Source organism: Aeromonas piscicola (assembly GCF_000820005.1).
Lineage (GTDB): Bacteria > Pseudomonadota > Gammaproteobacteria > Enterobacterales > Aeromonadaceae > Aeromonas > Aeromonas piscicola.
Window position 1 is genome coordinate 167,219 of record NZ_CDBL01000034.1, and the last position, 14,293, is coordinate 181,511.

A 14,293-nucleotide genomic window follows, 5' to 3' on the forward strand; every position below is an offset into this window, starting at 1 on the left:
CAATGCACAGTGTTGTAAAGACCTGGCTAGCCTTCGGGCTAGCCTTTTTCTTGACTGGGTGCGGTCAGGAAACGGTCCAATCCAAGCCGGAGATCCACATCACCGGCAGCACCATGGGTACCTACTACTCCATCAAGGTGGCGGACAACGTCATCACGGACCCGGCCAAGTTCCAGGCCGAGGTCGATGTCCTGCTGGAGCGGGTCAACGACCAGATGTCGACCTATCGTCCTGACTCCGAGCTGTCGCGCTTCAACCAGCACAGAAGCTCGACCCCTGTGGTGGTCTCCCGCGATACCGCGCGCGTGGTGACTGAATCCCTGCATCTGGGCCGTGAGAGCCGTGGGGCGCTGGACGTTACCGTCGGTCCCCTGGTCAATCTGTGGGGTTTCGGGCCGGATGCCCGTCCGACCAAGATCCCGTCCGAGGAGCTGATCACCCAGACCCGGCAGAAGACTGGCCTGGGCAATCTGCATGTGATCACCTCCGCCGATGCCGATACCCTGCAAAAAGACATTCCGGATCTCTACGTGGATCTCTCCGCCATTGCCAAGGGCTTCGGGGTGGACAAGGTGGCCGAGTACCTGGAGTCCATGGGATCTCGCAACTATCTGGTGGAGATCGGCGGCGAGCTGCGCATCAATGGCGTCAATGGCAAGGGTCACCCCTGGCGCGTGGCCATCGAGAAGCCGACTGCCAATGCCGGCTCGGTGCAGGAAGTGATAGTGGCCGGTGACAACGGGGTTGCCACCTCTGGGGAATACCGCAACTATTACGAGATGGACGGCCAGCGCTTCTCCCACACCATAGATCCCATGACGGGCAAGCCCATCCAGCATCGCATGGTGTCGGTGACTGTGATCCACCCCTCCTGCATGACGGCAGACGGGCTGGCGACCGTGTTCATGGTGCTCGGGCCCGAGAAGAGCCTGGCCTATGCCAAGGAGCGCGGGCTGGCTATCTTCGTGATCACCAAGACGGCCGATGGCTTTGAAGAGGCTTATTCAGATGCCTTCAAACAGTATCTGGTTAGAAAGTAAGAGGCAGTAGCATGCAGATTTTCTTGATCACCTTCGGGGTTTTTCTGGCGGTAGTGGTGGCCATGGCCATAGGTTACATCTTCCAAAAGAAGACCATCTCAGGTTCCTGTGGTGGGTTGGGCACGATCGGCATCGAGAAAGAGTGCGATTGTCCGGAGCCCTGTGACAACCGCAAGAAGAAGATGGCCAAGGAAGAGGCCCGTCGCAAGATGCTGATCGACAACCGGATCATCTGAGCGGGCCGGGGGCCGAAGTCGTATTTGGTCCCATGCTGGATAACAGGCGGGCTGACCTTGTGGTCAGCCCGCTTTTTTATAGCGGTGTGCTCAGTAGTCGTATTGATGGCAGGCTTTCTTGTTGAACTCTGCCTGCCAGCGCGCCAGCTCTTCCCGCGTTCCCAGTTCGTCACCCTGCTTGATGGCCTTTTCCAGTGCCGCTATGCGGTCATACAGCCAGCTGCATTCGGCAGTCGGGTTATCCTTGCTGCTGCCCGGCTGTGGCAGCAGACAGAACCCCAGCCCTAATCCCAGCCAGAGTGCTTTCATCTCGTCCTCCTTGACCCATGGGGTGGTGAATGGTGCCTTAAGAGTCTATGCCTGTTCGTCGTTTCATGCCGATGGCAGAAACGGCAGCGCTGGGTTAGCATAGGCAGATTACCTGTTTATCCGTACAGTGGTATGCGCAAAATCATTCACATCGACATGGACTGCTTCTACGCGGCGGTAGAGATGCGGGACAACCCGGCCCTGCGCGAGGTGCCGCTGGCCATCGGCGGCTCGGCAGACAGGCGCGGCGTCATCTCGACCTGCAATTATGTGGCGCGCCGTTTCGGGGTACGCTCCGCCATGCCGAGCGGCCTGGCCAAAAAGCTCTGCCCGCCGCTGGTGCTCATACCCGGTCGAATGGCGCTCTACAAGGAGATCTCCCGCCAGCTGCGCGCCATCTTCCTGCGCTACACCGAGCTGGTGGAGCCACTTTCCCTCGATGAAGCCTATCTCGACGTTACCGACAGCCCCTGCTGTGGCGGCAGTGCCACCCTGATGGCGGCCGAGATCCGCCACGCCATAGTGACCGAGCTGGGGCTGACCGCCTCGGCCGGGGTGGCACCGAACAAGTTTCTGGCCAAGCTGGCCTCGGAGCAGCGCAAGCCCGACGGTTTGTTCGTGATAAGGCCCCAGGAGGTGGATGAGTTCGTGTGCCAGCTGCCGTTGGCCAAGCTGCCGGGGATTGGGCGCAAGACTGCCGATCGGCTGGAGTCCCAGGGGCTTTACTCCTGCGAAGATGCGAGAGTGCTCAGCAGCGAGGAGCTGATCGCCCGATTCGGCAAGCTGGGAGAGATGTTGACGGGGCGGATCTGGGGCCATGACGATCAGCCCGTACAGGCCCAGCGGGTGCGCAAGACCATTGGTGTGGAGACCACGCTAGCCAGCGATGTGCTGGATGAGGCCGCCTGTTGGCAGGTGCTGAGCCAGCTTATTCCCGAGCTGGAGCAGCGCTTTTCGGTCGGTTATGCGCAGGCGCAGCTGATGGGGCAGGGGATCAAGCTCAAGTTTGCCGATTTTCAGCAGACCACTGTCTATCGCCGTGGCGGCTATCAGCCTGAGTTATTTCACGACCTGCTCCATGAGGGGCTGCTGCGGGCACAGAGCAAGCCGATCCGGCTGCTCGGGCTGGTGGTCGGTCTGCCCCGTGACGGAGAAGTTAACCAGCTCAGCCTGGATTTTGCCTGATAAGGTTAAGTTTTTGTTTCCAAACCCGATAAACTGATCACATCTGTATGAGCTAGGAATTGTGGCATGAGTTCTCTTTCTGTTCAGGGGCGCATTACCCTGATCGCCGGTTGTTGTTTATTGGCCAGTGCGGGTGCCCTGGTTGCCTCTTCTCTCTATAGCGCAGCCCGGATGCAGGATCAGGTCCTGACCTCCACCACGGAGGAGGCGCAGCGTTCAGCCGAAAACTGGATGAAGGCGATGGGGTCCGAGCAGGCGGCCAAGGTCACCAGTTATCTGGATGAAGCCTATTTCCGCACCACCCTGCTGGCGCAGGGGATCCTGTTCCAGCGCAAGAATGCGGCCGACAACTTTGGATCCTCCGAGACGCTGCGTAGCGCCGTCAATCAGCAACTGCACGATGCGGCGGCCTCCTCGGCCAATCTGCTCGGTGTCTATGCGGTATTCGAACCGGATCAGCTCGACGGGGAAGACAGCAACTACCATGGCTCCAGTGCGCTCGGCGCCAACGACAAAGGGCGTTTCTCCACCTATTGGGCCCGGGTCGACGGCAAGATAGAAGATGAGGTGCAAAACGAATCCGTGCTGGCGGACGAGAGTCCGACGGCGGCCGGCGGGGTAGAGAACGAATGGTATCGCTGCAGCATTCGCAGCAAGGCGCTCTGTCTGCTCGAACCTTATCTCGACGATGTGGGGTCGCAGAAGGTGCTGATGACCTCGGTGACAGTCCCTCTGCTGGAGCAGGAGACCCTGCTCGGCATGGTCGGGGTCGATATTTCGCTGGCCACCTTGCAAAACCTGGTCAAGGAGATGGATCAGGCACTCTACGACGGTCAGGGCAAGGTGCTGCTGGTGAGTCACGAAGGGCGTGCCGCCGGGGTGGATGGCTTTGACGTGACCCTGGGCAGCCCGCTTGGCCACCAATATCAGGTGCTGGCTGGCGATCTGACCGACTGGCTCGGCCAGGGGCAGACCATGACCCGCTGGAGCCCGGACGGTTCTTTGCTGCAAACCTTCGTGCCGGTCAGGATGCGCGGGACAGCGCAGACATGGGGCATCTATATCGAGCTGCCTCGCAGCGTGGTGCTGGCTTCGGCCCGTCAGCTGCAAGAGGATCTCTCCAGCCAGGCCAATCGCAGCGTGGTCACCCAACTGGTGATCGGTGGCGTGATCTCGGCGATCGGGCTGCTCTGCATCTGGCTAATGGCCCATCAGATAGTGGCGCCCATCCGCGCCGTGGTGGCCCGCCTCAAGGACATAGCCACCGGGGAGGGGGACCTGACCCAGCGCATCGACTTGCATCGCGATGACGAGATCGGCGAGCTGGCCAAATGGTTCAACAGCTTCCTCAACAAGTTGCAATCCACCATCAGTCAGGTGATAGACACGGTCGCGGGCACCCGCGCCAGCGCTGAGCAGGCGGCCCAGGTTGCCGAGCGCACCAGCGCCGGCATGCAGGCCCAGTATCAGGAGGTGGATCTGGTGGCGACCGCCTTTGAAGAGCTGAGCGCGACCGCGCTGCAGGTGGCGGGCAACGCCAACTCGGCGGTGGCGGCAGCCAACCAGGCCGATACCTCGGCGCAGGAGGGCAAGTACGTGGTGGCCGATACCCAGGAGGCGATGCGCAAGCTGATGGCGGTGATCAGCGACGCCAAGCCGGTGGTGGAGCGGCTTTCCGCCAACAGCGAGAACATCAACGATATCCTGGTGGTGATCCAGGGCATAGCCGAGCAGACCAACCTGTTGGCGCTGAACGCAGCCATCGAGGCGGCGCGGGCCGGTGAACAGGGCCGTGGTTTCGCCGTGGTGGCCGACGAGGTACGCAATCTGGCGGGGCGTACCCAGAATGCCATCATCGAGATCCAGACCCTCATAGGGCAGTTGCAATCCGGTACCCAGGCCGTGGTCAAGGCGATCATGACGGGCCACAGCCAGGCGGATGTGACGCTGACAAAAGTGGATCTGTCGGTCAGCGTGCTGGAGCAGATCATCCATGCGGTGGCGACCATTCATCAGATGAACGAGCAGATTGCCCGGGCGGCGCAGGAGCAGAGCGGGGTGGCGGACGAGATCAATCGCAACGTCAGCAACATTCGCGATGTGAGCCATACCATACGGGCCGAGGCGGCCACCTCCGCCGAAAACGGGCGCGAGTTGTCGGCGCTGGCGGACAAGCAGCAGCAGCTGGTGGGGCAGTTCAAGGTATAGGGACAAGAAAAAAGGCGCCATCCAACCGGAGGCGCCAAACACATTCAGATGACAGACTGGGTTAAATCGGTCCGATTTAAGCCCCTCTTCCCGCAGAGGAAGAAACACAACACCACAATCGCAGACCACTGACTCACAAAAATCACATGTAAACCAACATGGAAGAGAAAAAGCGAGCCATATGACAACGGATTGCGAAGCGAATTATGTTTATTCACTGGTCGGCCCGCAACCGACAAATTATAATGCGGCCCATTAGAAAAACTCATCATCGGCTGGTCTCATGTCTCGTCGTTTACCCCCGCTCAATGCACTGAAAGCATTCGAAGCCGCGGCTCGTCACTTAAGCTTCACCCGGGCTGCGGAAGAACTGTTCGTGACCCAGGCTGCCATCAGTCACCAGATCAAGGCGCTGGAGGAGTATCTCGGCATCAAGCTGTTTCGCCGCAAGAACCGCTCCCTGCTGCTGACCGAAGAGGGACAGGGCTACTTCCTCGACATCAAGGACATCTTCACCTCCATCTCGGAGGCGACCGACAAGCTGCTGGCCCGCAGTGCCAAGGGGGCGCTCACCGTCAGTCTGCAGCCGAGTTTTGCCATCCAGTGGCTGGTGCCCAGGCTGGTGAAGTTCAGCGAACGCCATCCGGACATAGATGTACGGATCAAGGCGGTGGACATGGACGAGGGGTCGCTGACCGACGATGTGGACGTGGCCATCTACTACGGCCGTGGCAACTGGCCGGGACTGAGATCCGACAAGTTGCACACCGAATACCTGATCCCAGTCTGTTCGCCGCTGCTGCTGACCGGCCCCAAGCCGCTGCGCACCCCGGAGGATCTGACCCGTCATACCCTGCTGCACGATACTTCCCGCCGTGACTGGAAGGCCTGGTTTCGCCAGCTCGACATAGATGCCCCCAACGTCAATCAGGGGCCCATCTTCAGCCACTCGACCATGGTGATCCAGGCGGCGATCCACGGCCAGGGGGTGGCGCTCGGCCACAGCGTGCTGGCCCAGCCCGAGATCGAAGCGGGCCGGCTCATCTGCCCGTTCGAACAGGTGCTGGTGAGCAAGAACGCCTTCTACCTGGTGTGCCAGGAGCAGCAGTCCGATCAGGGCAAGATAGTGGCCTTTCGCGACTGGATGCTGGAGCTGGTGGAGCAGGAGGAGGCCCGTCGCCGGGCACGACTCGCCGATGCAGCCGACGCATAAGTCACCACAGACGCGTGCATGTCGTCGGGCGAGACCTGCCAGGGGGGCTGATGAGTGATGTGATAAGGGAGGGGGCAAGCGATGCCCCCGTTCGCATTATGCTGGCCCATGGCGCCGGTGCCGGCATGGAACACGCCTTTCTCGCCGAGCTGTCACGCCTGCTGGCGGGGCACGATATCGAGGTGGTGCGCTTCAACTTCCCCTACATGAGCAAACGGGCTCTGGATGGCAAGCGCAGGCCGCCGGACAGGCAGCCGGTGTTGCTCGACCATTGGCGCCAGATGATGCGCGAGTTTGCCCACCCAAGACTGTTTCTGGCGGGAAAGTCCATGGGGGGACGCATGGCGGCAGAGCTGTATCGCGAAGGAGGGGACGAGATGAATGCTGCAGGATTGCTCATTCTCGGGTATCCTTTCCACCCCCCGGCCAAGCCCGACAGCTGGCGGGGCGAGGTGCTCAAGCAGATCGAGACGCCGACCCTGCTGTTGCAAGGGGAGCGCGATACCTTCGGCACGCGTGCCGAACTGGCAGATTTTCCCTTCTCACCCCACGTATCGGTCCACTGGCTGACCGATGGTGACCATGGCTTCAAACCGCGAAAAGCCAGTGGTGTGAGCGAGCAGGAGAACCTGCAACAGGCGGCCAGTCGGATAAAAAGCTTTATCGCCGCCACTCGGGTTGAGACCTGACATGGTGAGCGAGACAAGAAGGAGCTAAGGATGCAGATCCAGCGAGATGTCCAGCGGCATTGGTTGGTGCTGGCGGGCCTGTTTGGCCTGACGGCAACCCTGCTGGGGGCCTATGGCGCCCACGGTCTGGCGGCGAGTGGCATCACGCCTTCGCTGCTGGCGGCGTTCAACACCGCCGTGCAGTATCAGTTTTTTCACGCATTGGCCCTGCTGGTGCTGGGTTGGTGCGGTGTGCGCAGCAAGGTGATCACCTTTGCGGGCTTCGCATTTGTGCTGGGGATCCTCGGATTCTCCGGCAGTATTTACGCCATGGCGCTGCTCGGCAGCAAGGGGCTGGGGCTCATCACCCCGGCCGGTGGCCTCTGTTTTATGTTGGGATGGGCGGCTCTGATATGGGCTGGCTGTCGTCTTGGAGGAAAGAATGAATAATCTGCTGCTTTATTGCCGCCCCGGTTTTGAGAAAGAGGCGGCGGCAGAGATCACCGAGCGTGCCAGTAACATGCAGTGCTACGGTTTCGCCCGGGTCAAGGACGACAGCGGTTATGTGATATTCGAGTTGTATGACGAGGAGCAGGCCGATCTGCTGGCGCGCAAGCTGCCATTCAGGGAGCTTATCTTCATCCGTCAGATGCTGGTGGTGACCCATGAGCTGAAGGATCTGGATGTCGCAGATCGGATCTCGCCCATCATAGAAGCGACTCGCGAATACACCATCTGTGGCGATCTGCGAGTTGAAACCGCGGATACCAACGAAGCGAAAGAGCTGTCGGCCTTCTGCCGCAAGTTCACAGTGCCGCTTCGTCAGGCGCTGCGCAGCAACGAGCTCCTGACCAAGAAGGAGACGCCGCACCGTCCGGTGTTCCATGCCTTCTTCATGGCCAACGATCACCTGTTGCTGGGGTATTCCTACTCGTTCAACAACTCCGAGTTCCACATGGGTATCCCGCGTCTGCGCTGCCCGCCGGATGCACCGAGCCGCTCCAGCCTCAAGCTGGAAGAGGCCTTCTATGTGTTCGTGCCACGGGAAGAGTGGGACCTGCGCCTCACCTCCGGCATGAAGGCGGTCGATCTGGGCGCCTGCCCGGGTGGCTGGACGCATCAGCTGGTGCGTCGCGGCATGATGGTGACAGCGGTGGATAACGGCACCATGGCCCAGTCCTTGATGGATACAGGTCAGGTCAAGCACCTGCGTGACGATGGTTTTGTGTGGCGTCCCAGCAAGAAGAACATCTACTGGCTGGTGTGCGACATGGTGGAGAAGCCGGCACGGGTTGTTCACATGATTGCCGACTGGTTTCGGGAGAACGACTGCCAGGAGGCCATGTTCAACCTCAAGCTGCCGATGAAGAAGCGTTACGCCGAAGCGGTGCACAACATAGAGGTGTTGCGCGGCCTGCTCAAGGAGATCGACAACGCCTTCGTCATCCAGGCCAAGCAGCTTTACCACGATCGCGAAGAGATCACTGTGCACGTCTACAACAAGTACTGGGTTTCCAAGCTGGAAGCCAAGGACTGACGTCCGGCGCCTTGCCGTGAACGGAAAACAGGACCGACAGCAGAGATGCTGTCGGTCCTGTCGTTTATGCAGGCCTAGAAGCGATAGTCGAAGCGCAGGGAGGATTCGCCGTCGGTGAGCTTGAGCTCTATGTCGAGGGGGATGGAGCGATCGGTCGGGCTGAATTCCAGCTTGACCCCGTTGCCGTGCAGCTTGATGGAGGTGTTCATGCCACCGGCCTTGAACTTGATCCTGGGTTTGTGCTGCTCGAAGGAGAGGCTCACGCTCTTTTCGGCGGTCAGATTCAGCTTCTGATAGGGGGTGACCTGCCGGTTGCCGTCGCTGTCGGTCACTATGTCTACCCCGAAGGAGAGCGGTTTGGGCGCCTTGAGCAGGTCGTTGGAATCCATGGTGGAGCGCCAGATCTGGCTGGCTTGCTGGGTGCCGGATGCTGGTAGTTCTTTCCAGGCATTGTCGACCGGTCTGTCTACTGCCATGACGCTGCTGCTGACAAGCAACAGGGGAAAAATAGCGCGCATAATGGATCTCCTTATCCCTTATGCATTGAACATAGTAGCCAATTGACTAGGCGGGTAGCGCGCCGCGAGATAAAACAAGGGGAGCCTGAGCTCCCCTTTTAAATCAGTGAATTAAGATGAATTACAAACGGTCTATGATGGACTGGGTGAACTCGCTGGTAGAGGCCGTCCCCCCGAGATCCCGAGTCACGCGATCACCGGATTCTATGGTGGCGCGCACAGCCTCACGGATGCGCTCAGCCTTGTCCTGCATGCCCAGATATTCCAGCATCTGGATGGAGGCGAGGATCACCGAGGTCGGGTTGGCGATGTTCTTGCCTGCGATATCCGGCGCCGAGCCATGCACAGCTTCGAAGATGGCGGCACCATTCCCTATGTTGGCGCCCGGCGCCATGCCGAGGCCACCCACCAGACCGGCGCACAGATCCGAGAGGATGTCGCCGAACAGGTTGGTGGTGACCATGACATCGAACCGCTCCGGGTACATCACCAGGTTCATGCAGGCGGCATCGACGATCATCTCCTCGCTCTGAATATCCGGATAGCGGGCCGCCACTTCACGGGCCACTTCCAGGAACAGGCCCGAGGTGGACTTGAGGATGTTGGCCTTGTGGATGATGGTGACCTTCTTGCGCCCTTCCTGACGGGCCAGCTCGAAGGCGAACTTGACGATGCGCTCGGCCCCGTCGCGGGTGATGATGCTCATCGCCTCGGCGCTATTGTTGTCATCGCTGCGCTTCTGGCCGGCGCCCGAGTACATGCCTTCGGTGTTCTCGCGCACTGTGATGATATCGATGTTGTCGTAACGGCTGCGGGTGCCCTTGAAGGAGATGACGGGGCGGACGTTGGCGTAGAGGTTGAATTTCTTGCGCAGGGAGACGTTGATGGAGGTGAAGCCGCCGCCGACCGGGGTGGTGAGTGGGCCTTTCAGGCTGACCTTGTTCTTCTCGATCAGATCCAGGGTGGCCTGGGGCAGCAGCTCGCCGTGCTTCTCCAGCGCGACCAGGCCGGCATCCGCATATTCGTATTCGAAGTCACAACCGGCATGGGTCAGGATCTGGATGGCGGATTCTATGATGCTGGGGCCAATGCCGTCGCCCGGGATGACGGTAATCTTTCTTTTTGACATGAGACGTATCCACTTCTAGGGAACAGAGGGGGAGGATTCGGCCGTTTTATACCATTTCTACACCTAACCCTCCATGTTTCTTTACATTCTATCTGCTTTTGTCAACAGCAAGGGTGAGTCCCGTCATGATTGGCAGGATTGCTGGATCATAGGGGAGGTCAGTCAGGCCTCGCTGTCGGGCACGGGAGGATAGCGTATCTCCCGCAGGTTGAACCCCAGCGGAATATCCCGCTGCAGCTGCACCAGCCGCTGGGCCAGCAGGGCCTCATCCTGGTGATGGCGCAGCTTGAGCAGGGGCTTGCCGGCGCCCTCCTGCTGACAGGCTGCGAGCAGCGCCGACAGGCTGCCATGTTGTTGCAGCAACTGAGTCGCTGTCTTGGGGCCAATGCCGGGCACCCCCTTGATGTTGGAGCCACCTATGCCGGTCAGGGCCCAGAAATCCACCAGTTGCGCCGGCGCCACCCCGTATTGTTGCTCGACGAAGGCGGCATCCAGCCAGCGCTTGTTGAAGTAGTCGCGGATCTGGATCTGCGGGCAGATAAGTTGGCAGAACCCCTTGTCGGTGGAGATGATGGTGGCCCTGGCGCCATGCTGGGCAACGCCAGTAGCCAGGGTGGCGATCAGGTCATCCGCCTCGTCGGTCTGGGAGAGCAGGGCATCCACGCCATACTCCCAGAACGCATCCTGCAAGGTGTTCAAGCCTTCGCGCAGCTCGACCGGCATAGGGGTTCGCCCCTCCTTGTAGGCTGGATAGACCTCTTTGCGCCAGCTGTGCACCTCGCCGTCAAATACCGCTATGGCGTGGGTAGGCTCGCTGCCGGCCAGCAGCTTGCGGCAGGTGTTGATGAGGTTGGCGCGGGTGGCGATCAATGCCTGGGCCGGGGTCAGCGCCTGCTGGGCTTGTACCGCATGCAGACGACGGATGAGGTTGAGGGCATCTATGATGAGCAGGTGCGGCCTGATAGTTGACATGGGACACTCTTGGCGGTCGAGACGCGTCATTGTAACAAACAGGTCGGCCTGATGGGGGATTGATGGCATCTGCGTGCCAGAGGCCGGTAAAAAAAGGGGCGCCAATGCGCCCCTCTCTTCGTATTGCGATCTCAGCCTTAGCGCACTATCTCGTAACAGGGCACGTACTGGCTGCCCGGCAGCTTCATCCGTTGCTGCTTGACGAAGCTCTCCAGCAGCTTGTCCATCAGGTGCATCAGCTCCTTGTCGCCGTGTAGCTTGAAGGGACCCTTCTTCTCGATAGCGCGAATGCCCCCTTCCTTGACGTTGCCGGCGACTATGCCGGAGAAGGCACGGCGCAGGTTCGCCGCCAGCAGCTGGGGCGGCTGGTTGCGGTGCAGATCCAGGCTGGCCATGTTGGCGTGATCCGGCTCGAATGGCAGCTGGAACTCGGGCTCGATCTTGAGGGACCAGTTGAAGGAGTAGGCATCGCCGACCGACTTGCGATATTCGCGGATCTTCGGCATTGCTTCCTTCATCACCCGGGCCACTTCCGGCGCATCGCCGACGATGATCCGGTAGAGGCTGGTGGCAGGCTCGCCCAGGGTCGCCTTGACGAAGTCATCGATGGCGCGGAAGTAATCGGCGCTCTCCTTCGGACCGGTCAGGATAATCGGCATGGGTTGGCGCTCGTTGGCCGGGTGCATCATGATGCCGAGCAGGTAGAGCAGCTCCTCGGCGGTGCCGACTCCGCCCGGGAAGATGATGATGCCATGGCCCAGACGCACGAAGGCCTCCAGCCGTTTCTCTATGTCCGGCAGTATCACCAGCTCGTTGACGATAGGGTTAGGCGGCTCTGCGGCTATGATGGACGGCTCGGTCAGGCCTATGTAACGGCCGTTGCGCACCCGCTGTTTGGCGTGGCCGACGGCGGCGCCCTTCATGGGCCCTTCCATGGCACCCGGGCCGCAGCCAGTACAGATGTTGAGCTCGCGCAGGCCCAGTTCGTTGCCCACTGCGCGGGTGTACTGGTACTCGATCTCGTTGATGGAGTGGCCGCCCCAGCAGACCACCAGGTTGGGATCCGCCCCCGGCAGGATCGCCTTGGCGTTGCGCAGTATGGCGAACACCACATTGGAGATGTGGGTGGAGCTGGTCAGGTTGACCAGCCGGTTCGATTCCAGCTGAGTCGAGACATAGAGGATGTCGCGCAGCACGGAGAAGAGGTGCTCCTGAATGCCGCGGATGATTTCGCCATCCACAAAGGCGTGTTCGGGAGCATTGAACAGTTCGAGTTTGACCCCGCGTTCGCGCCGGATCACATGAATATCAAAGGATTTGAAGCGCTCCAGTATCTCTTTGGAGCTGTCGGTATGGCTACCTGAGTTGAGCACTGCCAGCGAGCAGTTGCGAAACAGTTGATAGATATCGCTGGAGGCTGTTTGTTTGAGGCGATCCACCTCGAGTTGTGACAGCAAGTCCATGCTGCCGACAGGATTGATGTGCGTAATCATAGGTTCCCCTTTCACTCGCTTGTTATCGTTGTGCTTTTCCCTGGGGAGAAAACGGGATGCCATATGGCATCCCTTGAATTTGATAGTAGATGTAAGCGGTAGGGCAGGGGAATAGGGGAGAAGTGCGTTTGCTGCTTTTTTAGCCTGCCATCAGGCCAGGTTGACCTGATCCCGGCCCGAGTTCTTGGAGCTGTAGAGCGCCTTGTCGGCCCGTTCGAACGCATCCGTGGTGTGATCCCCTTCCCGAAACAGGGTTGCGCCGATGGAGATGGTGATCTCGACCCTGGCATCCCGAAAACGGAACGGAATGCTCTTGATGGTCTGGCGCAGTGTCTCCAGCGGCTTCTGGTATTTGTCCGGGTTGATGTTCGGCAGCAGCACTACGAACTCTTCGCCGCCGAAGCGGGCGATGAAGTCGGTGTCACGCAGGGCACCCTGCAATGCCTTGGCCACGACCTTCAACGCCTTGTCGCCGGCCATGTGGCCATAGTTGTCATTGATGTTCTTGAAGTGATCAATGTCTATGATGGCCAGACAGAGCGGGGTGTTGTAGCGCAGCCAGCGTTTGTATTCGAGCTCGAGCCGCTCGTCGAGGGCCGCCCGGTTGTGCACCTGGGTCAGGCTGTCGAGGAACAGCTTGTGCTTCTGGATGGTGAGCCGCTTCTTGTACTCGGCGGTTTCCTCCTTCATCAGTCGCAGCTTGGCTTCCATGGTGGAGAGGCGGGTGAGCAGGTGACGCTCACGGGCAGCCATGGCTTCCCTGTCTTGCAACAGCAGGTTGATGGCACCCATGTGGCCCGAGATGGCGCCCTTGAGCTCATCGAGGGAGTCGTGGCTGGCCAGGCTATGGTCGATGGCCCGCAGCTCCTTGTCGATGGCCTGACGGGTATCCTGGGTGGCGCTTTGCAGGGCTCGCCCCTCGTCGAGGGATTCGGTAAAGCTGAAATGCACCGCCGAGAGGCTCTCGTTGAGAGTGCTCAGGAAGGCCTGGGAGGATTTTCGCTCCTCTCGGGTGCCCTCTATGATGAGCTCGATGATCTGCAGGCAGATCTCGGCCAGCAGCGGCGGCGTGATGCCACCCAGCAGCTGGCGACGGATATCCGCCAGGCTCTCGCCGACGGCACCGGCAAAGTCCAGCTCAGTGATGAGGCGCTGCAACTCGTCGGCTATGTGGGCGTGGGTCTTGGCATCAAACGGGACGGTTGGCTCGGGGGAAGAGAGTTCAGCTATGGCCACGGCCGGCGTGCTGGCGACGGGTGCCGGAGCCAGCAGGGGTTGGGTCGGCAGCAGCTGGATCTTGATGGCCTGCTGGTAGAACTCCAGCAGCCGGATCACCTTTTTTTGATGATCGCCTATGCCATAGCCATCCGGGCTCGCCAGAAACTCCTTGAGGGACTTGCGGGTATCCTCCGGGAAGCCCTTGATGGACTTGAGCTGTTTGGAGCCAAGGTCGATGGCTGACTTGGTCAGGGTGATGGACTCTTCCAGCGCATTGCCGTGCTGCTGCAACAGCTTCTCGATGACGGCGAGATCGGCGTCGAGAGCGGAGAGCGGCGGATTGCCATCGAGTTTTTGCTTGAGCTTGGCGAGCTTGTTGTCCAGCTCGCGATCATGGCCGCGACAGGCCTGCATCAACTTGCCGATAAACTGGATGCTGCGGGCGCGCTCGGTGTCGGAGAAAGAGACGATGCCGTCAAGCTCCAGCTGCTTTTGCTGAAGGGATTCCCTGAGTCTGGCCAATTGTCCTGCTACGGCAGCGATATCATTCATTATTCAGGTCGCCCT

General features: G+C 60.2%; 14 protein-coding genes. 8 read left to right on the top strand and 6 right to left on the bottom strand.

Annotated elements, in window-relative coordinates:
- Nucleotides 1-2: 2 nt before the first annotated feature.
- Nucleotides 3-1,040 (top strand): FAD:protein FMN transferase, encoded by a 1,038-nt coding sequence (locus tag BN1128_RS06660; protein ID WP_042867163.1) that lies wholly within the window; start codon nt 3-5, stop codon nt 1,038-1,040.
- An 11-nt stretch (nt 1,041-1,051) separates the two neighbouring features.
- A complete protein-coding gene (nqrM, locus tag BN1128_RS06665; protein WP_042867164.1) occupies nt 1,052-1,276 on the top strand; it encodes a (Na+)-NQR maturation NqrM in 225 nt (74 codons plus the stop codon).
- Nucleotides 1,277-1,366: 90 nt separating this feature from the next.
- Here the strand turns inward: nqrM and BN1128_RS06670 are convergent, their stop codons facing one another.
- Complete coding sequence (locus tag BN1128_RS06670; protein WP_042867165.1) at nt 1,367-1,585, bottom strand: hypothetical protein; 219 nt, start codon at nt 1,583-1,585, stop codon at nt 1,367-1,369.
- A gap of 132 nt (nt 1,586-1,717) precedes the next feature.
- On the opposite strand from BN1128_RS06670, the gene dinB reads away from it, so the two are divergent.
- The 6 genes from dinB (at nt 1,718) to rlmM (ending at nt 8,396) form a co-directional block, all read left to right on the top strand.
- Nucleotides 1,718-2,770 carry a DNA polymerase IV gene (dinB, locus tag BN1128_RS06675; RefSeq protein ID WP_042867166.1) on the top strand — a complete coding sequence of 351 codons (1,053 nt, stop codon included), beginning with the start codon at nt 1,718-1,720 and terminating at the stop codon, nt 2,768-2,770.
- A gap of 66 nt (nt 2,771-2,836) precedes the next feature.
- A complete protein-coding gene (locus BN1128_RS06680; RefSeq protein WP_042867167.1) occupies nt 2,837-4,978 on the top strand; it encodes a methyl-accepting chemotaxis protein in 2,142 nt (713 codons plus the stop codon).
- A gap of 283 nt (nt 4,979-5,261) precedes the next feature.
- Nucleotides 5,262-6,191 carry a transcriptional regulator GcvA gene (locus tag BN1128_RS06685; protein WP_042867168.1) on the top strand — a complete coding sequence of 310 codons (930 nt, stop codon included), beginning with the start codon at nt 5,262-5,264 and terminating at the stop codon, nt 6,189-6,191.
- A gap of 50 nt (nt 6,192-6,241) precedes the next feature.
- Nucleotides 6,242-6,880 (top strand): alpha/beta family hydrolase, encoded by a 639-nt coding sequence (locus BN1128_RS06690; RefSeq protein WP_042867169.1) that lies wholly within the window; start codon nt 6,242-6,244, stop codon nt 6,878-6,880.
- A gap of 30 nt (nt 6,881-6,910) precedes the next feature.
- Entirely contained in the window at nt 6,911-7,309 is a 399-nt protein-coding gene (locus BN1128_RS06695) for a DUF423 domain-containing protein (protein ID WP_042867170.1), read from the top strand.
- A complete protein-coding gene (gene rlmM / locus BN1128_RS06700) occupies nt 7,302-8,396 on the top strand; it encodes a 23S rRNA (cytidine(2498)-2'-O)-methyltransferase RlmM (RefSeq protein WP_042867171.1) in 1,095 nt (364 codons plus the stop codon). Before BN1128_RS06695 ends, rlmM begins: the two co-directional genes overlap by 8 nt.
- Before the next feature lie 74 nt (nt 8,397-8,470).
- On the opposite strand, the gene BN1128_RS06705 is transcribed toward rlmM, so the two are convergent.
- The 5 genes from BN1128_RS06705 to BN1128_RS06725 all read right to left on the bottom strand — a co-directional run bounded on the left by BN1128_RS06705 (nt 8,471) and on the right by BN1128_RS06725 (nt 14,278).
- A complete protein-coding gene (locus BN1128_RS06705) occupies nt 8,471-8,914 on the bottom strand; it encodes a hypothetical protein (RefSeq protein WP_042867172.1) in 444 nt (147 codons plus the stop codon).
- Between the two features lie 121 nt (nt 8,915-9,035).
- A complete protein-coding gene (locus BN1128_RS06710) occupies nt 9,036-10,043 on the bottom strand; it encodes an isocitrate dehydrogenase (RefSeq protein ID WP_042867173.1) in 1,008 nt (335 codons plus the stop codon).
- A gap of 162 nt (nt 10,044-10,205) precedes the next feature.
- The gene (gene xni / locus BN1128_RS06715) at nt 10,206-11,015 is read right to left on the bottom strand and encodes a flap endonuclease Xni (RefSeq protein ID WP_042867174.1); all 810 of its coding nucleotides are present in this window, start codon (nt 11,013-11,015) and stop codon (nt 10,206-10,208) included.
- Between the two features lie 137 nt (nt 11,016-11,152).
- The gene (ppnN, locus tag BN1128_RS06720) at nt 11,153-12,508 is read right to left on the bottom strand and encodes a nucleotide 5'-monophosphate nucleosidase PpnN (RefSeq protein WP_042867175.1); all 1,356 of its coding nucleotides are present in this window, start codon (nt 12,506-12,508) and stop codon (nt 11,153-11,155) included.
- A gap of 150 nt (nt 12,509-12,658) precedes the next feature.
- Nucleotides 12,659-14,278, bottom strand: a complete 1,620-nt coding sequence (locus BN1128_RS06725; protein WP_042867176.1) for a GGDEF domain-containing protein — start codon at nt 14,276-14,278, stop codon at nt 12,659-12,661.
- Between the last annotated feature and the right edge of the window lie 15 nt (nt 14,279-14,293).

What these genes read in the sequence shown, in the direction of transcription:
- BN1128_RS06660 (WP_042867163.1), top strand. Translation starts at nt 3, where the DNA reads ATGCACAGTGTTGTAAAGACCTGGCTAGCCTTCGGGCTAGCCTTTTTC.
- nqrM (WP_042867164.1), top strand. Translation starts at nt 1,052, where the DNA reads ATGCAGATTTTCTTGATCACCTTCGGGGTTTTTCTGGCGGTAGTGGTG.
- BN1128_RS06670 (WP_042867165.1), bottom strand. Translation starts at nt 1,585, where the DNA reads ATGAAAGCACTCTGGCTGGGATTAGGGCTGGGGTTCTGTCTGCTGCCA.
- dinB (WP_042867166.1), top strand. Translation starts at nt 1,718, where the DNA reads ATGCGCAAAATCATTCACATCGACATGGACTGCTTCTACGCGGCGGTA.
- BN1128_RS06680 (WP_042867167.1), top strand. Translation starts at nt 2,837, where the DNA reads ATGAGTTCTCTTTCTGTTCAGGGGCGCATTACCCTGATCGCCGGTTGT.
- BN1128_RS06685 (WP_042867168.1), top strand. Translation starts at nt 5,262, where the DNA reads ATGTCTCGTCGTTTACCCCCGCTCAATGCACTGAAAGCATTCGAAGCC.
- BN1128_RS06690 (WP_042867169.1), top strand. Translation starts at nt 6,242, where the DNA reads ATGAGTGATGTGATAAGGGAGGGGGCAAGCGATGCCCCCGTTCGCATT.
- BN1128_RS06695 (WP_042867170.1), top strand. Translation starts at nt 6,911, where the DNA reads ATGCAGATCCAGCGAGATGTCCAGCGGCATTGGTTGGTGCTGGCGGGC.
- rlmM (WP_042867171.1), top strand. Translation starts at nt 7,302, where the DNA reads ATGAATAATCTGCTGCTTTATTGCCGCCCCGGTTTTGAGAAAGAGGCG.
- BN1128_RS06705 (WP_042867172.1), bottom strand. Translation starts at nt 8,914, where the DNA reads ATGCGCGCTATTTTTCCCCTGTTGCTTGTCAGCAGCAGCGTCATGGCA.
- BN1128_RS06710 (WP_042867173.1), bottom strand. Translation starts at nt 10,043, where the DNA reads ATGTCAAAAAGAAAGATTACCGTCATCCCGGGCGACGGCATTGGCCCC.
- xni (WP_042867174.1), bottom strand. Translation starts at nt 11,015, where the DNA reads ATGTCAACTATCAGGCCGCACCTGCTCATCATAGATGCCCTCAACCTC.
- ppnN (WP_042867175.1), bottom strand. Translation starts at nt 12,508, where the DNA reads ATGATTACGCACATCAATCCTGTCGGCAGCATGGACTTGCTGTCACAA.
- BN1128_RS06725 (WP_042867176.1), bottom strand. Translation starts at nt 14,278, where the DNA reads ATGAATGATATCGCTGCCGTAGCAGGACAATTGGCCAGACTCAGGGAA.